Annotated in this window: 13 protein-coding genes and 1 pseudogene; 4 read left to right on the plus strand and 10 right to left on the minus strand. The window is 67.8% G+C overall.

The genetic code is table 11. The features are described from left to right. Positions 1-100 precede the first annotated feature (100 nt). Entirely contained in the window at positions 101-1,729 is a 1,629-nt protein-coding gene (locus tag ACFQ50_RS00745; RefSeq protein WP_377993596.1) for a PucR family transcriptional regulator, read from the minus strand. 133 nt (positions 1,730-1,862) lie between these two features. Here ACFQ50_RS00745 and ACFQ50_RS00750 point away from each other — a divergent pair, with 133 nt between their 5' ends. The 4 genes from ACFQ50_RS00750 (at position 1,863) to ACFQ50_RS00765 (ending at position 5,625) form a co-directional block, all read left to right on the plus strand. After that, a complete protein-coding gene (locus ACFQ50_RS00750) occupies positions 1,863-3,431 on the plus strand; it encodes a purine-cytosine permease family protein (RefSeq protein ID WP_377993597.1) in 1,569 nt (522 codons plus the stop codon). Further along, on the plus strand, positions 3,428-4,384 hold the full coding sequence (locus ACFQ50_RS00755; RefSeq protein ID WP_377993598.1) for a polysaccharide deacetylase: 957 nt from the start codon (positions 3,428-3,430) through the stop codon (positions 4,382-4,384). The genes ACFQ50_RS00750 and ACFQ50_RS00755 overlap by 4 nt, the downstream gene beginning before the upstream one ends. Before the next feature lie 213 nt (positions 4,385-4,597). Further along, a complete protein-coding gene (locus tag ACFQ50_RS00760) occupies positions 4,598-4,804 on the plus strand; it encodes a hypothetical protein (protein WP_377993599.1) in 207 nt (68 codons plus the stop codon). Positions 4,805-4,950: 146 nt separating this feature from the next. Next, the gene (locus ACFQ50_RS00765) at positions 4,951-5,625 is read left to right on the plus strand and encodes a DUF1345 domain-containing protein (RefSeq protein ID WP_377993600.1); all 675 of its coding nucleotides are present in this window, start codon (positions 4,951-4,953) and stop codon (positions 5,623-5,625) included. Between the two features lie 91 nt (positions 5,626-5,716). Here ACFQ50_RS00765 and ACFQ50_RS00770 read toward each other — a convergent pair whose 3' ends face one another. The 9 genes and pseudogenes from ACFQ50_RS00770 to ACFQ50_RS00810 all read right to left on the minus strand — a co-directional run. Continuing rightward, positions 5,717-6,895 carry a glycoside hydrolase family 3 N-terminal domain-containing protein gene (locus tag ACFQ50_RS00770; RefSeq protein WP_377993601.1) on the minus strand — a complete coding sequence of 393 codons (1,179 nt, stop codon included), beginning with the start codon at positions 6,893-6,895 and terminating at the stop codon, positions 5,717-5,719. Between the two features lie 496 nt (positions 6,896-7,391). Next, positions 7,392-8,102: a class F sortase gene (locus ACFQ50_RS00775; RefSeq protein WP_377993602.1), complete on the minus strand. Its 711-nt coding sequence runs from the start codon at positions 8,100-8,102 to the stop codon at positions 7,392-7,394. A gap of 2 nt (positions 8,103-8,104) precedes the next feature. Beyond that, complete coding sequence (locus ACFQ50_RS00780) at positions 8,105-8,770, minus strand: hypothetical protein (RefSeq protein ID WP_377993603.1); 666 nt, start codon at positions 8,768-8,770, stop codon at positions 8,105-8,107. 215 nt (positions 8,771-8,985) lie between these two features. After that, the gene (locus tag ACFQ50_RS00785) at positions 8,986-9,765 is read right to left on the minus strand and encodes a hypothetical protein (RefSeq protein WP_377993605.1); all 780 of its coding nucleotides are present in this window, start codon (positions 9,763-9,765) and stop codon (positions 8,986-8,988) included. Between the two features lie 524 nt (positions 9,766-10,289). Next, positions 10,290-10,466 (minus strand): CsbD family protein, encoded by a 177-nt coding sequence (locus ACFQ50_RS00790; protein ID WP_306925217.1) that lies wholly within the window; start codon positions 10,464-10,466, stop codon positions 10,290-10,292. A 108-nt stretch (positions 10,467-10,574) separates the two neighbouring features. Next, complete coding sequence (locus tag ACFQ50_RS00795; protein WP_377993606.1) at positions 10,575-12,047, minus strand: PepSY-associated TM helix domain-containing protein; 1,473 nt, start codon at positions 12,045-12,047, stop codon at positions 10,575-10,577. 249 nt (positions 12,048-12,296) lie between these two features. Next, on the minus strand, positions 12,297-13,028 hold the full coding sequence (locus ACFQ50_RS00800; protein WP_377993607.1) for a YcnI family protein: 732 nt from the start codon (positions 13,026-13,028) through the stop codon (positions 12,297-12,299). 156 nt (positions 13,029-13,184) lie between these two features. After that, a complete protein-coding gene (locus tag ACFQ50_RS00805; RefSeq protein WP_377993609.1) occupies positions 13,185-13,799 on the minus strand; it encodes a hypothetical protein in 615 nt (204 codons plus the stop codon). A gap of 457 nt (positions 13,800-14,256) precedes the next feature. After that, positions 14,257-15,225 (minus strand): annotated as a pseudogene (locus tag ACFQ50_RS00810) (carboxypeptidase regulatory-like domain-containing protein); the annotation flags it as partial.

Here is a 15,225-nt window from a genome sequence, read left to right on the forward strand (position 1 = left end):
CGTTCGGGTTTGGGCGGCGGGAGGTGAGGACGCGTCTTGTATCCAGGACGCTTCCTCACCTTTTGCCGGGTTTTCTCGAACGCTTCCTCAGCTTTCGCCGTCAATGGCCCTGGGGGAGTGCGGCCAGGCGCGTGGCCAGGTGCAGCCCAACGAGGCGGCCCGTTCCCCGCGGGTCGCCGCCGCACAGGTCGAAGATGCGCTGCAGCCGGTGGTACATCGACTGCCGTTCCAGATGCAGTTCGCGTGCGGCCTGCGCTGTGTTGCAGCCGGAGTCGAGCCACACCGTCAGGGTGTGCAGCAGCTGCGAGTTCCGCTGCTCGTCGTGCTCGAGAATGGGCCCCAGCGTCCGGCGGACAAAATCGCGGCGGGCGCCGGCATCGATACTCTCGGCCGCCAGGCGCTCGGCACCAAACGCGTCCGCGTCGCGCACCTGCCGACTCCCGCCGGCAGCGCGGCCAGCCCGGGGCGCCAGATCCAGCGTCCGTCGGGCCTCCGTCATGGACCAGGCTGCCTCGCCGATGCCCTGCCCCAGAGGTCCGACGGCGATCGCGGAACCTTCCGGGACATCGAGCCCGCCCAGCGCTTCGATCAATGACGCCCGCGCGGCCCGGGCTCCCTCGCGGGGAATGCCAGCCAACGCGATGAGCTCCAACTTGTCCGCGTAGCTCGCGGCATGCGGAACCGACGCCGCCAGGACCGTATCCAGCGCCGGGCGCAGCCTGCCGGATGCGGCCGAACGGATCATGACGGCGGCCACCGGACCGTCGACGGCGAACCCCGCCGCCGCGCCCAGCTGCTCCAGCCGCCACGGCTGGGCCCCGGAATGGACGGCGCGCATGAGTTCGGCGCCCGCCAGTTCCTTCAACCCGGGCGGCATCCGCTGGAGCAGGGCAAGGCCAAGAATGTCGACGGACCGTTCGCCGGCCACCCTCACAAACGTCGGGTCGACGCCCTCTGGCAGCTCCAGCTCGAGCCGGGCGGCCAGCACACCGCGGACCGGAACGTCGACCGCCGTCGTACCCACCGCCGTCGTCCTCACCGTGCCCAAACCGCCGGTGCCCAAACCGCCGGTGCCCAAACCGCCGGTGCCAATAGCGCCGTCGGAACTCCCGCCGTCGGCCGTTCCGGAACTCCCGCCGTCGGCCGTTCTAGCGGAACCGCCCGCAGCGCCGCCGCCCGCACTCCCCAGCGTCAGCCCGGCCGGCGACACCAGGCGGACGCCGGTCCCGGTCTGCCCGGCGAGCACGGCGAGAACCTCGTCCAGCCCGCCGCCGTGGGCGAGTTCGGCGGCCATGGCGTGGCTGATTTCGTCCCCGCGCTGCAGCAGCTCCACCGACTTGCCCACCAGGATCGAGTTGATCTCCTGCATGATGCCTACGAAGGGCGCCACGTTGCGCAGCTCGAACAGCGGCAGGCCCTGCGACTCCGCAGTTACCAGCATCGACTCGGGAATGTCCGGCAGGTCCGGGCCGGTCTCGATGGCGAGGGCGGCAACGCCACGCCCGGCCAGCTCGCGCACATAGTCCACCCGCCGCCCGTCGGTTGCGGTGGCGAGGGCCTGCCCGCCGCTCAGCAGGAGTTCGCCGCCGCGGAGCAGGGGCGCGATGTCCAGGACCTCGCTGGAGTGGACCCACCGCACCTGCCGGCCCGGTACAGCGGAGCCGGCGGCCCGCAGCAGCGGGTCAGCCGCCCGAAGGGTCCGATGCTTCAGCACGTCTTCGAGGAACACCGATCTTACACTCCGTCATAGGCAAGGGAATTCTGCTAGACAGATCGTACCTTGTTGCTGTGATGGAGCCCACATACGCTTAATTCATCCCTTCTTCACGGAGGCTCTTCTTCCTCACACGGAGGCTTTTCCGATGCACAACTCCTCAACACCGCAGTCCGGGCCCGCAATGGAGCAGGCCGAGGACTTCGAAGCCTGGCTCCAGCCCATTCCGGAAACCGCGCGCACCCGCAAAGTGTCCGGCCAGTTCTGGATCTGGGCCGGCGCAAACCTCGCCCCGATCAACTGGGTCCTCGGCGCCCTGGGCATCAACCTGGGCCTCGGCTTTGCCGACACCGTCACGGTCCTGGTCCTGGGCAACCTGATCGGCATGCTGCTGTTCGGCTGCTTCGTCCTGCTGGGGCAAAAGACCGGCGCCACCGGCATGGTCCTGGCCCGCGCCGCGTTCGGCCGCCGCGGCAACTATCTGCCGGCCGCCATCCAGGCCCTGCTGGTGGTGGGCTGGTGCGCCGTCAACACCTGGATCATCCTCGACCTGGTCATGGCACTGTTCGGCACCCTCGGCTGGGTCGACCCCGAGGCCCACAACTACGCCTGGAAGATCGGCGTTGCCACGTTCATCATGGCCGCCCAGGTGGCCATCGCGTGGTTCGGCTACAAGGCCATCGCCGCCTTCGAAAAATGGACGGTGCCGCCAACCATCATCATCCTGGTGGTCATGTCCGCCGTCGCGTGGTTCGGCCTCAAGATCGACTGGACCTACGCGGGCCCCGCGGGACACATCCTGGAAGGCTCCGAGCGGATTGCCGCCATGAGCGCCGTAATGACGGCCATCGGCATCGGCTGGGGCATCACCTGGTTCACCTACGCCGCCGACTACTCCCGCTTCGTCAGCAAGACAGTTCCCAAGAAAAAGGTCTACCTGGCCTCAGTCCTGGGCCAGTTCATCCCCGTCGTCTGGCTTGGCGTCCTCGGCGCCAGCCTGGCCACCAACAGCGGCGAGGTCGACCCCGGCAAGCTCATCGTGCAGAACTTCGGCGCCATGGCGCTGCCCGTCCTCCTCATGGTGCTGCACGGCCCCATCGCCACCAACATCCTCAACATCTACACGTTCTCGGTGGCCACGCAGGCCCTCGACATCACCGTCAGCCGCCGGAAGCTCAACCTGTTCGTCGGCGTCTTCTCGCTCATCGCCGTCGTGTTCTTCATCTTCCAGGAGGACTTCGCCTCCGTGCTCGACGCCTGGCTGATCGGCCTGGTGGCCTGGGTGGCGGCCTGGGGCGGCGTGATGCTGGTGCACTACTTCTGGCTGGAGAAGCGCTGGCCGGGCAACGTGGAACGGCTGTTCGACGGCGTCGGCACCCGCCGCCTGCCCGTGGTCAACTGGGCCGGCGTGACGTCGCTGCTCGCCGGCATTCTGGCCACCTGGCTGTTCATGTACGGACTCATCCCGATCATGCAGGGGCCCATCGCGGTGGCCCTCGGCGGATGGGACCTCTCCTGGCTGGCCGGCGGCCTCACCAGCGCCGCGGTGTACGCGGTCCTCGGTCCGCGGCTGCACCGGCCGTACGTCACGGTGACGTCCGACGGCGGCACGGCAGCTGCCGCGGTCAGCGCACCTGACGCTGCGCAGGCACCCCAGCCGGTTCCCGCCGTCGAACTCTACACCTCTTCCCCTCTGACGAAAGGAACTCCGGCATGAGCACCAGCGCCTTCGCGGATTCCCAGCACCCCATCACCTGGCCGGCCGGCTTCACCGCCGCCGCGTCCTTCACCTTCGACGTCGACGCCGAGTCCTGCGTCATCGCGCACGACCCCACCAGCACCCGGCGCATGTCGCTCATGAGCCACCAGTCGTACGGGCCTAAGGTTGCGGTGCCGCGGCTGATGAAGATTCTAGCGCGGCAGGAGGTCCGCGGGACGTTCTTCATCCCCGGGTTCACCGCGGAAAGCTACCCGGACGTGGTGCGGCAGATCGTCGACGGCGGCCACGAGGTTGCCCACCACGGTTACCTGCACGAGCCGATGCAGGGGATCGACGCCGTGACGGAGGCGGCGTACCTGGACCGGGGGCTTGACGCGCTCGAGAAGATTGCCGGGATCCGGCCCGTGGGGTACCGGGCGCCGTGGTGGGAACTGAACTGGCACTCGCCGGGGCTGCTGGCGGACCGCGGCTTCCTCTACGATTCCAGCCTGCTCGACGGCGATGCGCCGTACCGGATGTCCGTCTCGCAGGATGGTGCTTCGGACTCCCGTGACATCGTGGAGATCCCCGTGGACTGGACGCTGGACGACTGGGAGCAGTACGCGTTCTACCCGGGGGTGACCGGCAGCGGCGTGATCGAAAGCCCGGCCAAGGTGCTGGAGATGTGGACGCTCGAGGCGCAGGCCCACCACTCGCAGGGAAGCTGCTTCGTGCTCACCAATCACCCGTTCATCTCGGGCCGGCCCTCCAAGGCGGTGGCGCTGGAGCAGCTGATCGAGCGGGTCAAGGGCATGGACGGCATGTGGGTGACGACGCTGGAGCAGATCGCCGAGCATACTAAGGCCACTGTCGCCGAGGTCCACACGCACGCCAGGATCGACGTGCCTGTTGCCCCCGGGTTCGGCGCCCGCTTCAAACCCGGCCAGGTGCAGGTGCCCGCGCTCAGTTAGCGCGGCTGCTGGCGAGCGCGAACGGACACTTGAGGCCCATCACACGAGCGCGAGTGGACACTTGAGGCCCATTTCCCGGGGGCCCAAGTGTTCGTTCGCGCTGTGAATTCAGGACAGTGTCTCGACGGACGCACCGGGGAGTGCTTTCCTTGATCTTGGGCGACCGCCTGCCCGGCATCTGTCCGGGATTCACTTGAGCAAAGGAGCTTCAAAGTGGCTGGCCTTAGCAATAAGTTCGACTCTGAATATGAAAGCAAGAGCGTCGAGGAACTGGCCAAGGCACCCGTCGGTGCACTCCAGGGCCTGTCCGAGTCTGACGCCCAGAAGCTCCAGGAAGCCCTTGGCATCAAGACCGTCAAAGACCTGGGAACCAACAAATATTTCCTGTGGGCCCAGGCGGTAGCGAGACTGGCCGAATAGTCCACCAGTCGCGGAGGGCACCGGCCCGCCGACCATGACGGCGGGCCGGTTTTCTGCGTCTTTGTCCCGCCAGCGCGCCGGGCCAAGAATACGGCGCCGACCCACACGACCGTTGCCCCGGCGCCGGGAACTGCAATGATCAGACCATGAGCAGAGTGGACGGCGCAGGAAACCAAACATCGAACTTCGACCGGCCGGCGCATCATTCGCGGCTCAGGTTACTGGTGATGGCCATCATCGGGCTGGCTACGGCTGTTGCGGTGGGGCTCCTGCAGTCGTGGACCTATGCGCCGGCCATGGGGTGGGCGGCAGCAACCGCCACCTATCTGATCTGGGTGTGGGCCATCATCGGGCGCCTCCCGGCAGGTGCAACGGCGGCCCACGCCCGGCGCGACGATCCCGGCCGGGCCGCATCCGACACCCTGGTACTGGCGGCCACCGTGGCCAGCTTCGGTGGCGTTGCCATAATCCTCTTGGACGCGTCCAACAACGTGGGCGGAGCCAAAGCCGGCATCATCGCACTTGGGCTGGGGAGCTCAACATTGTCCTGGTTCCTGGTGCACACGCTCTACACGCTGCGCTACGCCTCCATCTACTATCGCGACAAAACCGGCGTCGATTTCAATCAGGACAAACCGCCGCGCTACACGGACTTCGCGTATCTGGCCTTCACCGTGGGCATGGCTTACCAGGTCTCGGACACCAACCTCAAGACAGATGCCATGCGCGGCTCGGTGCTCCGCCACGGGTTGCTGTCCTACCTGCTGGGCGCGATCGTGCTGGCCACGACCATCAACCTGGTCTCCGGCCTGGTCGCCTGAAGGGTCCTCGCCTCCTCGTTTCGCCACAAAGGGCCGCTTCGAAGCTTCTCCAAGCAGCCCTTTTTGGCGAAAAGGGGAACAGGGGCTGCCGTTAGTGCCCGGCTTTCACCGTGAGCACCTTCAGGGCAGCGGCGTTGACCGCGGCGGCGAACGCGGGACTGCGCTGGGCGAGCTGCAGCACCGCGGTGTACATGGTTGGGATGGCGCGGGGGTTCGCGCACAGCAGCATGGTTCCGCCGGCATTGATGAAATTCGTGGCCCGCGTTCCCAAAGCCCACGGGCCCAGCTGCGCCGCGTTGCACAGGTCATCGGACAGGACGACGCCGGTGAAGTGCAGGTCTGTTCGCAGCATCGTCCGCATGATCACCGGCGAGAACGGGGCGATGTGCCCGGCGTCGATGCGCGTGTAATAGGCGCTCGACACCATGACCCACCGGGTACCCGCCTGGATTGCTGTCCGGAACGGCAGCAGGTAGGGGTCGGTGCGCGTGGTGACGGTGTCCTTGACGTTTCGGCTGGTGTCCGTGTTCAGCACAACGCGGCCCAGGCCCGGGAAATGCTTGACCACGGGCGCGATGCCGGCTTGGCGCATGCCGGCCGCGAAGGCGCCGCCGTGGGCAGAGACGGCCTGCGGCGTGAACCCGTATTCGCGGCCAAAGAACCCGATGGGCGCGTTCCGCGGGGCGAACTGTCTGCTCGGAACGGTGTCCATTACCGGCGCCAGGTTCATGGTGAGCCCGGCCGATCGCAGCTGGCTACCCCAGACGCGCGCGTTGGCCTGGAGGGCCGCCGTCGTCTGTGTTCCCTGGGCCAGTCCTGTGGGGATGGCCGAGAAACCGGGACCGCTGAGGACCTGGACGAAGCCGCCCTCCTGATCGGTAGCCACCGCGAGGCGGATGCCGCCGGTGGTGGCCGCTGACACAGTCGCCGTTATGCGGCGAACGACGGCGGCCGTCGCCGCGGTGCCCGCACGGCTGCGCCCCGCTAGGTACACATTGCCAACGTGGAGCCTGGTCAGGTCGGCCATCGTGTTGGCGTCTGCTCCGGTTGCCGCGGCCGCCACCATGAACAGCTGGCCGACCCGCTGTGCCATGGTGAGCCGGGCGAGCTGCTGCGCCGGAGTGGGCGCGGCCGTTACAGCGGCGGCATGGCGGACGACGGCCTGCCGGGCAGCGTGGGGGACTGCCGCGCGCTGGCTTGTTGGGGGATGGCTTGTTGGGGGCAGGTTCTTTGGGAGCAGGAACTCTGCCCTCGTTGCCGTTTCCGGCACGGCTTTGCTTGCTGCTGGCTGGGACTGGGGCGGGCCGCCCGCTGCAGAGAGAGCGAGCAAAAGCGCTGCTCCCAGGACTGCCAATTTACTCAGATGACGCATGTTCACACGGCTTTGCTGGGGCACTCATATAGCAATGAGAGTACGCCGTTTTTCATCGCTGCGCAGCCGGGGTAGCCACCCGGAGGTGCGCGTCGGTTTGCCAAAAAGGGCCGCCTGATAGCGAATCTGAAGTGGTCCTTTTTGGCAAATCAGCCGAGGTGGCTGCGGCTGGCCGCCAACGACCCGCTCGGGCCTAGAGTTACCAGCGGGTGGGCGCGAACGTACACTTGCGGCCCTCAAGGCGGGACTCAAGTGTACGTTCGCGCTTCTTTGGGGTTTCAGTGCGCAGGTCGTTTGTCCAAAAAGGGCCGCCTGATAGCAAATCGGCCGGCCCTTGTTGGCGAAACGGGTGACCAGTCGGCCCTTTTTGGCGAAACCGCGAAACGGCGGAGCGTCAGCCGGCAGACTTGGCCTTCAGCTTGGCGTACACAACGTAGTTGTCGTTGAAGAGGCCGGTGGCGGGGTCGTACCCGTCGCAGGTAATGAGCCGCAGCTCGGAACCCTTGGTGTTGCCGTAGACCTCGAAAGTGGGGAAGCTGTTCTTGCTGTAGGCCGCGGCCCTGGTCACGGTGAAGACGGCGGTGCTGCGGTCCGCGCGGCGCACCGTGATCTCCGCGCCGGGCTTGAGCCCGCGGAGGTTGGCGAAGACGCCCGGCCCGCCATCGGTGGCGTTGACGTGGCCCAGCATCACGGCCGGTCCGGTTTCTCCGGGTGACGGCGACCCCGAGTACCAGCCGGCAGGCGCCCCCGGCCCGTCCGGCGGCACCTGCAGGGAACCGTTTTGCCGCAGCCCCAGCCTTACCAGCGGCGACTGCACTCCAATGGCAGGAACCGCCACCGTTACCGGGGCGGGTGCCGGCCGGGCAGCGGACGGGACCTTCGCCGCTGGGGCGGCTGCCGCCGTCGTACTTTTGGCGGGTGACGGTGTCGGTGACATGGGCGGCGTAACAGCAGCGGACTGCGTTGCCGACGGCGTGCCCGCCGCGGGTGCCGACGACGGCGCTGCCGTTCCGCAGCCACTCAGGACGAGACCGGCCAGCAGCAGGAGGGCAGCAGCGGGGTGCTTGCGGTGGCGCGCGGGAGGTGTGGCGCGAAGGGAGTCCATGCTCAGTGGTGTTCTTTCCAGCAGGCCAGGATGGTGGTGGCCACCTGGTAGGCGAAGTCCGTGCGAGTCACGTTCTGGGGGCCGACGTTGGCGGGCAGTCCGGTGGCATCGACGTGCAGTGTGCTGCTGTCCTTCAGGAAGAGGACGGAGCCGTCGGCGGTCTGGGCAGCAGGGAAGCCGAGGTTGGCCAGGCCATTGATCGGTTCCGCGTGAAGCTTGTTCTGGAGGGCATCGAAGTGTTCGCGTGCCGCGGCGGGGCCGGAAGATTCCTTGACCGCGATCACGAGCGGGCCCTCGGCCAAGTGATAGGTGCAGGTGTAGGTTTCGTCCGCCCAGCGGTCGACCGTGTGCGGTGCCTGCGCCAGGGCCAGGATGGTGGAAATGTCGTCTTTGGTTTCCTGCGCGCAGATCATCCTGGAGGCGTCGGAGGGACCTGCTGCCTGAGTTGCTGCGTGCTGATCGGAGTGCGTGGCCGCTGCGCTCGCCGACGGCAGGTTCGACGGCGGCAGATTCGACGGCGGTGCTGTCGCCGGCGGTTGTGTTGCCGTTGCCGCTGCCGACTCGACCGGGCTGGTGCTTCCCGCGGCTGCTGCGCAACCGGACAGCAGCAGCGACGCTACGGCCAATGACACCGCGGCCTGGGTGCGGGCTTTCGATGCTCTGTTCATTCTCGCGTCCTGTCCTGGTGGGTCGTTCGGCGGCCTACGGGTGACTGAAGCAGCGTCCCGGGGGGAATGGGCAGGGTTCCGGCGGCCGCGGGCGCACCCCCAAAGGCGTCCGCGGCGCCCGGAACCCTTACCCGCCGGGCTCAAGCCGGGCTCGAGCCCGGCTCCAGCCGGGCTCCAGCCCGGCTCGAGTCCGGCAAGGGTCCGGCGCAGGAGACCTACGCGGCGTCGGCTGCCCTGCGGCGGCGGACGATGTAGGTTCCGCCCGCAGCGGCAGCCAGGACGAGGCCCCCACCCAAAGCCAGCACCCCGGCGTCGTTCTTCTGCGGAGTCTGCGCAACGCCGGTATCAGCGCCGCCCACCGGCATGTTCATCTGGCCGACGGTGAGGGTGCCGCAGAGGGCCGGCGATGTGGCCGCCAGCGGCAGGCTGGGCACGAGATCGCTCTTGGCTGCCTGGCCGGCGGCGCTCAGGGTTGCGGGATCCAGCCCGTGGACAACCACAGCAGCGGTGCCGTTCTGCAGTGCTGCCTTGGTCTCGGCGTTGAGCGGGAAGCTCCGGTCGATCGTGTAGGCGCCGCCCTGGCCGGCGACCTTGAGGTCCAGGCCGGCCGCCGGGCTGGTGTCGCCGCTGGTGGAGAGCGTGGTGCCGATCTTGCCGTAGGCCGGGGCGCCCTCGGTGGTGGAGATGACACCGTCGCCGTTGGTGTCCGCTGCCGGGCCGGGGCACTGGCCCTTGGCGCCGACATGGATGTGCTGCACGTGCGGGTACGGCGCATTGTTGAACGTCTGGGCGAGGCCGGAGACGTTGAGGACCACGTGCGCCTGGTTGCCGGTGACGTGCAGCGTGACGGTGCCCGACGCGGAACTGCCGTTCAGCTGCCCGAGCGTGGCCTGGTAAGTCTGGTCGCCGTCGGCGGCCATGGCCGGTGCGCCGGACAGGGCAAGCGCGCCAAGTGCGAGCGTCGGGACGGCCAAAAATCGCAAAGTCTTATTCATCGGAAGCGTTCTCCTCGTGCGAGTGGTGGTGGATCTCCCGTGGTTGGGACACAGGCAGTTCGGAGCAGCGCCGGGACCGGATGGGTGAATTAGTGAGGTGGCTTACTTTTCTTTCCGCCGCGCCGGGTGGGAGGTGCGGGTTCGGCGCGGGTTCAGGGGGCTCAAGTGTCCACTCGCGCCAAAGGTCGGGGCCTCAAGTGTACGTTCGCGCTGGCGTGTGTTCTGGTGGCGCGTCGTTTTGCCAAAAAGGGCCGCTTCGGGACGTTTTGGGCGGCCGTTTTTGGTAATCGCGGACCGCGAAAGCACCCGCCAAAGGGCATGGAAATGCCGCCCTGCAGTGTTGGGGGCCATCGCAGGACGGCATGCATTAAAAGTACTGTGCGGGCCTTCGCCACAACAGCGTTTCCTCCGCTGGCGGCGGGATCTTAACGTTTTTTTAACGCCTGCCCGCGTTCGAAGGGCAAACGCGCGGCGAGGCCCTGTCCGCTCTTACCGGACAGGGCCCCGAGCTCTAACGCGGGACCTTAGTGCCTCCTAAAGGCGTCCTTGATCTTTTCGCCGGCCTGCTTGAGGTCGGCCCTGATGTGGCGGGCCCTGCCTTCGGACCGGAGCCGTTCGTTTCCGCTCGCGCGGCCGGCTGCTTCCTTGCTTCTGCCGTGGAGTTTTTCGGCGGCGTTGTGGATCTTGTCACCCAAACCCATCGTGAACCTCCTGTTCGGGAAAGCCGGGGCGGCCTGCTGCCGCGGCGGCCATTCTCAGTCTATCGACGGCGGGCCGGGGCGGCCATGGCGACTTTGCGCGCCACAGCGCTACCGTGAGGGCACTTCCTCCGGTTCCGCCGACGGTTCCAATGAACGACGACGGCGCCTGGCTTCCGCTATTGCCGTGTCCAGCAGGATGAAGACGAGCAGGCTCCAGCCAAGGAGCGGCAGGAACATGCCCACGAGCACCATCGCCGTGATCGCAGCTAGGACGCCTGCCCAATGTCCGCGGACGAAGGCTCCCCGCGGTGCCGGCCGGCCCAGGGCCCAGGCGCTGCCGCGGGTGGGGCGGCGCCTCCACCACATGACGTATCCCCAGACCACCATCGCGGCCAGGCCGGCGGCCACTGCGAGCAGGACGAGCTGGTTCGGCAGGCCGAAGAGCAGGCCCATGTGCGCCGCGATGGCCCAGCGCGTCAGCTTCGCGGCAAGTCCAAAGTCCTTGAAGTCGGCGCGGCTGGTGACCTTCTCGGCTGCCGGGTCGATCGCAACGGCGCTGGCGGTGGCGGGCCATTCCCTGCCGGCCTCCGTCACCGTCCAGGCCTTGCCCTCGGAGGCAGGCGGCTTGATGTCGACCATGGGGGCGTTGATGATGTCTGCCCGGGCGATCCGGTGGACGGTGTCGTAGGCGGCCGGGTCGGCCGCCGCGCTGGTGGACGCCGACGCCGAACCATGGCCGGAGTGGTCACCGGCCGGTGCGGACGCCGGCCCGGTCAGGGCGGTGGACACAGTGGGGGTCAGCCAGCCCAGGCTGGTGCGCAGGGCCGTGATGTTTTCGCCCGCGCTGGCGGACCACGTCAGGCCGGAGGCGGAGAGGAACAGGAAGGCGGCGAGCAGGACGGTGCCGGTGGTGCCGTGGAGCCAGACCGTCCTGGCCCGGCCGGAGACCGGGCGTGCCTTCTGAGGTGATGTCCGGCGTCGGCGGATCCTGTCGATCCACAGAACCAGTCCGCCAAGCGCTACCACCCACAGCCAGGAGGCGGCCAGCTCGCTGTAGATCCGGCCGGGCTCGCCAAGGTTCAGGGACCGGTGCAGGTTGGAGATCCAGGTGCGCATCGGCAACGCGCCGCTGCTGCCGTAGGTGGTGAGGTCGCCACGGATGGCCGCGGTGCCGGGGTCCACGAATATGGTCCGATTCTCGGACTCGCCCAGGGACTTGTCCGCGAAGAGCACCCGGGTGGTGTCCTCCGGGCCCGGTGCCGGGCGGACCGTCACCGGGGCGGCTCCGCCCACGGAATCCATGGCGGCTTTCACTTGGGCTGAGAGTGGCAACGGATTCGCGACCGCCGGGACGTGAAGTTCCTTCGCGTAGACGGCCTGTTCCAGTTGGGGTGTGATGGCGTAGACGCCGCCGCTGAGCGCGGCAACGAGCAGGAAGGGGCCGGCGAGGATGCCGGCGTAGAAGTGGAGCCGGAGCAGGAACGCCCGGAACCATCCGCGGCCCTCCGGTACGTTGCCGGCGGGAGCAGTGGCCGGCGGGGCTGGTTGTGTGGATTCTTGGGGGTCGGCTAATACAGTCATGGTCTTGTCTTTCGGGTATTGCTGGCGCTGCTGCAATGAGCGTTGACCCGGCCGGGCCGCGGCGCGGCGCAATGGCACCGGCGCGCGGCGTCCCGGAGCCGGGCAGAACGCACGTGGGCTGGGCGAATCAGGGCAGCCTGAATCAGGGCAGCGCGAAGCGTTTTTTGGGGAGCGCGAAGCAGCCTCTCGCCCGGTCAGCCGGGTGCGAGGCGCTCAGCGTGTAAGTGTTGGGGAACTGGTCGCCTGGCGTTACCGCTTGCTGGCGCGCGTGCGGGCCAGTGCTGTCACGCCCGCGGCGAGGCCGATCAGTCCTGCCGCGAGCCCGAACCAGCCTGCCGTCGAGCCGCCGTCGGACGAGGAAGCTGCGGCGGGGCTGGTGGCGGCCGCGGGGGCAGCTGCCTCTGCTGACGGGGTGGCTGCGGCTTCCTCGTCGCTGGCCGTGGTCACGAACGAGGGCGCGGGGTGCTCGGGTTCAGCCTGGCCCTCGACGGTCTTTTCGTTCCACTTCACCACGGTCCCGTCCGTGTACGTCTGGGCCGCGGGCAGGGTCACCGTGGTTCCCTTGGTGGGCAGGACACCCACGGACAGTGAGAACGCCTCGTATTCGTTCTGCCCGATCTGGTGCGCTGCGTCCGAAGTCCAGACGACGCTGGTTGGTGCCTTGGTCACGGTGGTCCCGTCGACGGTGACCGGCTTGGGCAGCGTGCCGGTGATGACCTGGGCCTTCCAGCCCTCGATCGGCTTGACCGACACCGAGGTGAACGGGGTGTCGGTGGGCAGGGTCACCTCAAGCTTGCTGGTCTTGGCGGTCGGGGACTCGTTGGGGACGTTGAAGGTGAGGTGCGTGAATCCGCCCGCGGCCGGATCATCCGGTGCGACGTGGACGTGGGCGGAAGCTGCGGCCGCGCCTGCAGCCAGGAGCGCGGCGGTCATGCCGGCGGCTCCGGCAGTCTTGAGGGTACGGCGAAGGGAGGTATTCATGGCAGGAGTGCCTTTCACAGGTTTTAAGGGGTCAGGAATGGCAGGCCGGTGGGCCTGTCCGGAAAGCGGAAGAACCGCCGTCGGAAGTTCCTGCCCTGCGTGAAAGGGGCCATGGTGAAGGGGGCCCTTGCGTGAAAGGAGCGAAAGGAACTGTCTCTAGGCGGCGGCTGCGAGCAGCGGTGGGCCACGCCGAGACGGAAGGCGCACCGAGTGGTGCTTGGGCGGAAGGAGCGCGGCAGAGGCGCAGGAGAAGGGACCACGGACGGGAACGATGACGGCCGGTTCAGGAGTCCAAAACAGCGGGCCGAGCCAGTCGGCCAGTGCCGCGAGGGCCCGCTCGCCATGGGCAAGGAGCAGCGCCGTGGCCAGCGTGGCGACGGCGTGCGCGGCGAACATGAGTCCGTCAGGTGCAGACTCGTGGGTGGGGCCGGCCAGCATCAGCGCCTCGTGGTTCAGCGACGCCGGCGCGTGCCCGGCGTGCCCGGACAGCGGCGCCTGGGCAATCGCCGTCGAAGTTTCTGCAGACATGGCATCGAACGCCCAGTGCAGCCAGGCCTGCCCGCCGCCTATCAGCCCGATCAGAACCGGCAGCGACAGCTTGAAACGGGTCAGGGCCGCGACCGGAACCATGGTCACGGCGCACAGGGCCGCGAGGATTGCCGGCATGGGCAGTTGGCCGCCGCCGGCAAGGTGCCCGCCAGCGGCCAGGCCCAGGATGATGGAACCGATCAGCCCGGAGCGGAACAGGCGGAACGAAGCATGCGGCTTCACGGGCTGTCCTTTCTCCTGGGCGACGACGTTGGCTTCAGCAGCAGAATGCACTTTACCGGCCGCAGTATGACGTAGGCCACACTTCGGGCATTCATGACGCATCATTGCCGGGCTCTTTTCCGAGATCCCTGTTTACATCATCCAACCAGAACCCCGACGGTCAGACTGCCGACGGCGCTCCGCGCCACACTGAAAATGCGAAGCCCGTGTGGAGGATTCATCTGTGTCTCGTTTCGCATAAGGCCCTGGTTGATCAAAAAGGCTTCGTGGTTTGATTCCGACGCCACGAATATCGGCGTTGAAAACCCTTGGGCGGCGGTAGCGATTCGTCTCCGAAGGCCGCCGCGGATGGGTGGGCCGCTGCCGCTTAACGCGGACAGGGCCGCTGCAACCCCAAATGAAGTTGCAGCGGCCCTGCCGTTTGTAATCTACGACGCCGGTCCGATCACCTGCGCCGTTAGCTCACCGGAGTCGTCGCCGCCCAGACTCTCACCGCCTCCGTGTAGCCGGACTTTGATCCCGTGACCGTTACCGTGAATGTCTTGCCCAGATCCGCTGCCAGCAGCGAGTACGTGCTGGACGTGGCACCCGTTATTGGCGCGCCATTGGCGTACCACTGGTACTTCAGCGTGACCGGCGCGGGTCCCCAAGTTCCCGGCACCACAGTGAGGACCGACCCCACCGTCAGAGCGCCCGAGACGGCAGGGTCCGATGATGTCAGCACGCCCGCAGCCACCTTGACCGACACCGCGCTGGTCTTAGTAAGCGTGGTGAAACCGGCCTTGGAGCCCGTCACAGTGACCGCCAGGGTCTTGCCGAGCACCGCTGCTGTCGGCGTGTAGGTGCTGGCCGTGGCGCCCGTGATGGCAACGCCGTTCGCCTTCCACTGGTACTTCAGGGTGACCGGAGCAGGACCCCAGGTGCCAGTGGCAGAGAGGGCCGACCCCACCCTGACGGCGCCGCTGATCACCGGGACCGGTGCTGACAGAGTCCCGACGGCGGTCCTCGCCGTGAGCGCCGACGTCCTGGACGCCGTCGCATAGCCCGCCTTGCTCCCCGTGACCGTGACGCTGACGGCTTTGCCAATCACAGCTGCCGCCGGCTTGTACGTGCTCGCGGTGGCGCCCGCAATGGCCACGGCGTTGGCCTTCCACTGGTACTTCAGCGCGACCGGCGCCGGACCCCAGGCGCCCGGAACGGCCGTCAGCGTGTAGCCCACCTTTGCGGTGCCCGTGATCTTGGGAACCGGTGCGGTGAGCGTTCCGACGGCGACTCTCGCGGTGAGTGCCGACGTCTTGACCGCCGTGTTGTAGCCAGGCTTGCTTCCGGTGACCGTGACGCTGACGGCTTTGCCAATCACAGCTGCCGCCGGCTTGTACGTGCTCGCGGTGGCGCCCGCAATGGCCACGGCGTTGGCCTTCCACGT

The sequence above is a fragment of the Arthrobacter sp. NPDC056493 genome (assembly GCF_042795115.1).
Taxonomy (GTDB): Bacteria; Actinomycetota; Actinomycetes; order Actinomycetales; family Micrococcaceae; genus Arthrobacter.

What these genes read in the sequence shown, in the direction of transcription:
- ACFQ50_RS00750 (WP_377993597.1), top strand. Translation starts at nt 1,863, where the DNA reads ATGCACAACTCCTCAACACCGCAGTCCGGGCCCGCAATGGAGCAGGCC.
- ACFQ50_RS00755 (WP_377993598.1), top strand. Translation starts at nt 3,428, where the DNA reads ATGAGCACCAGCGCCTTCGCGGATTCCCAGCACCCCATCACCTGGCCG.
- ACFQ50_RS00765 (WP_377993600.1), top strand. Translation starts at nt 4,951, where the DNA reads ATGAGCAGAGTGGACGGCGCAGGAAACCAAACATCGAACTTCGACCGG.
- ACFQ50_RS00775 (WP_377993602.1), bottom strand. Translation starts at nt 8,102, where the DNA reads ATGGACTCCCTTCGCGCCACACCTCCCGCGCGCCACCGCAAGCACCCC.
- ACFQ50_RS00780 (WP_377993603.1), bottom strand. Translation starts at nt 8,770, where the DNA reads ATGAACAGAGCATCGAAAGCCCGCACCCAGGCCGCGGTGTCATTGGCC.
- ACFQ50_RS00785 (WP_377993605.1), bottom strand. Translation starts at nt 9,765, where the DNA reads ATGAATAAGACTTTGCGATTTTTGGCCGTCCCGACGCTCGCACTTGGC.
- ACFQ50_RS00790 (WP_306925217.1), bottom strand. Translation starts at nt 10,466, where the DNA reads ATGGGTTTGGGTGACAAGATCCACAACGCCGCCGAAAAACTCCACGGC.
- ACFQ50_RS00795 (WP_377993606.1), bottom strand. Translation starts at nt 12,047, where the DNA reads ATGACTGTATTAGCCGACCCCCAAGAATCCACACAACCAGCCCCGCCG.
- ACFQ50_RS00800 (WP_377993607.1), bottom strand. Translation starts at nt 13,028, where the DNA reads ATGAATACCTCCCTTCGCCGTACCCTCAAGACTGCCGGAGCCGCCGGC.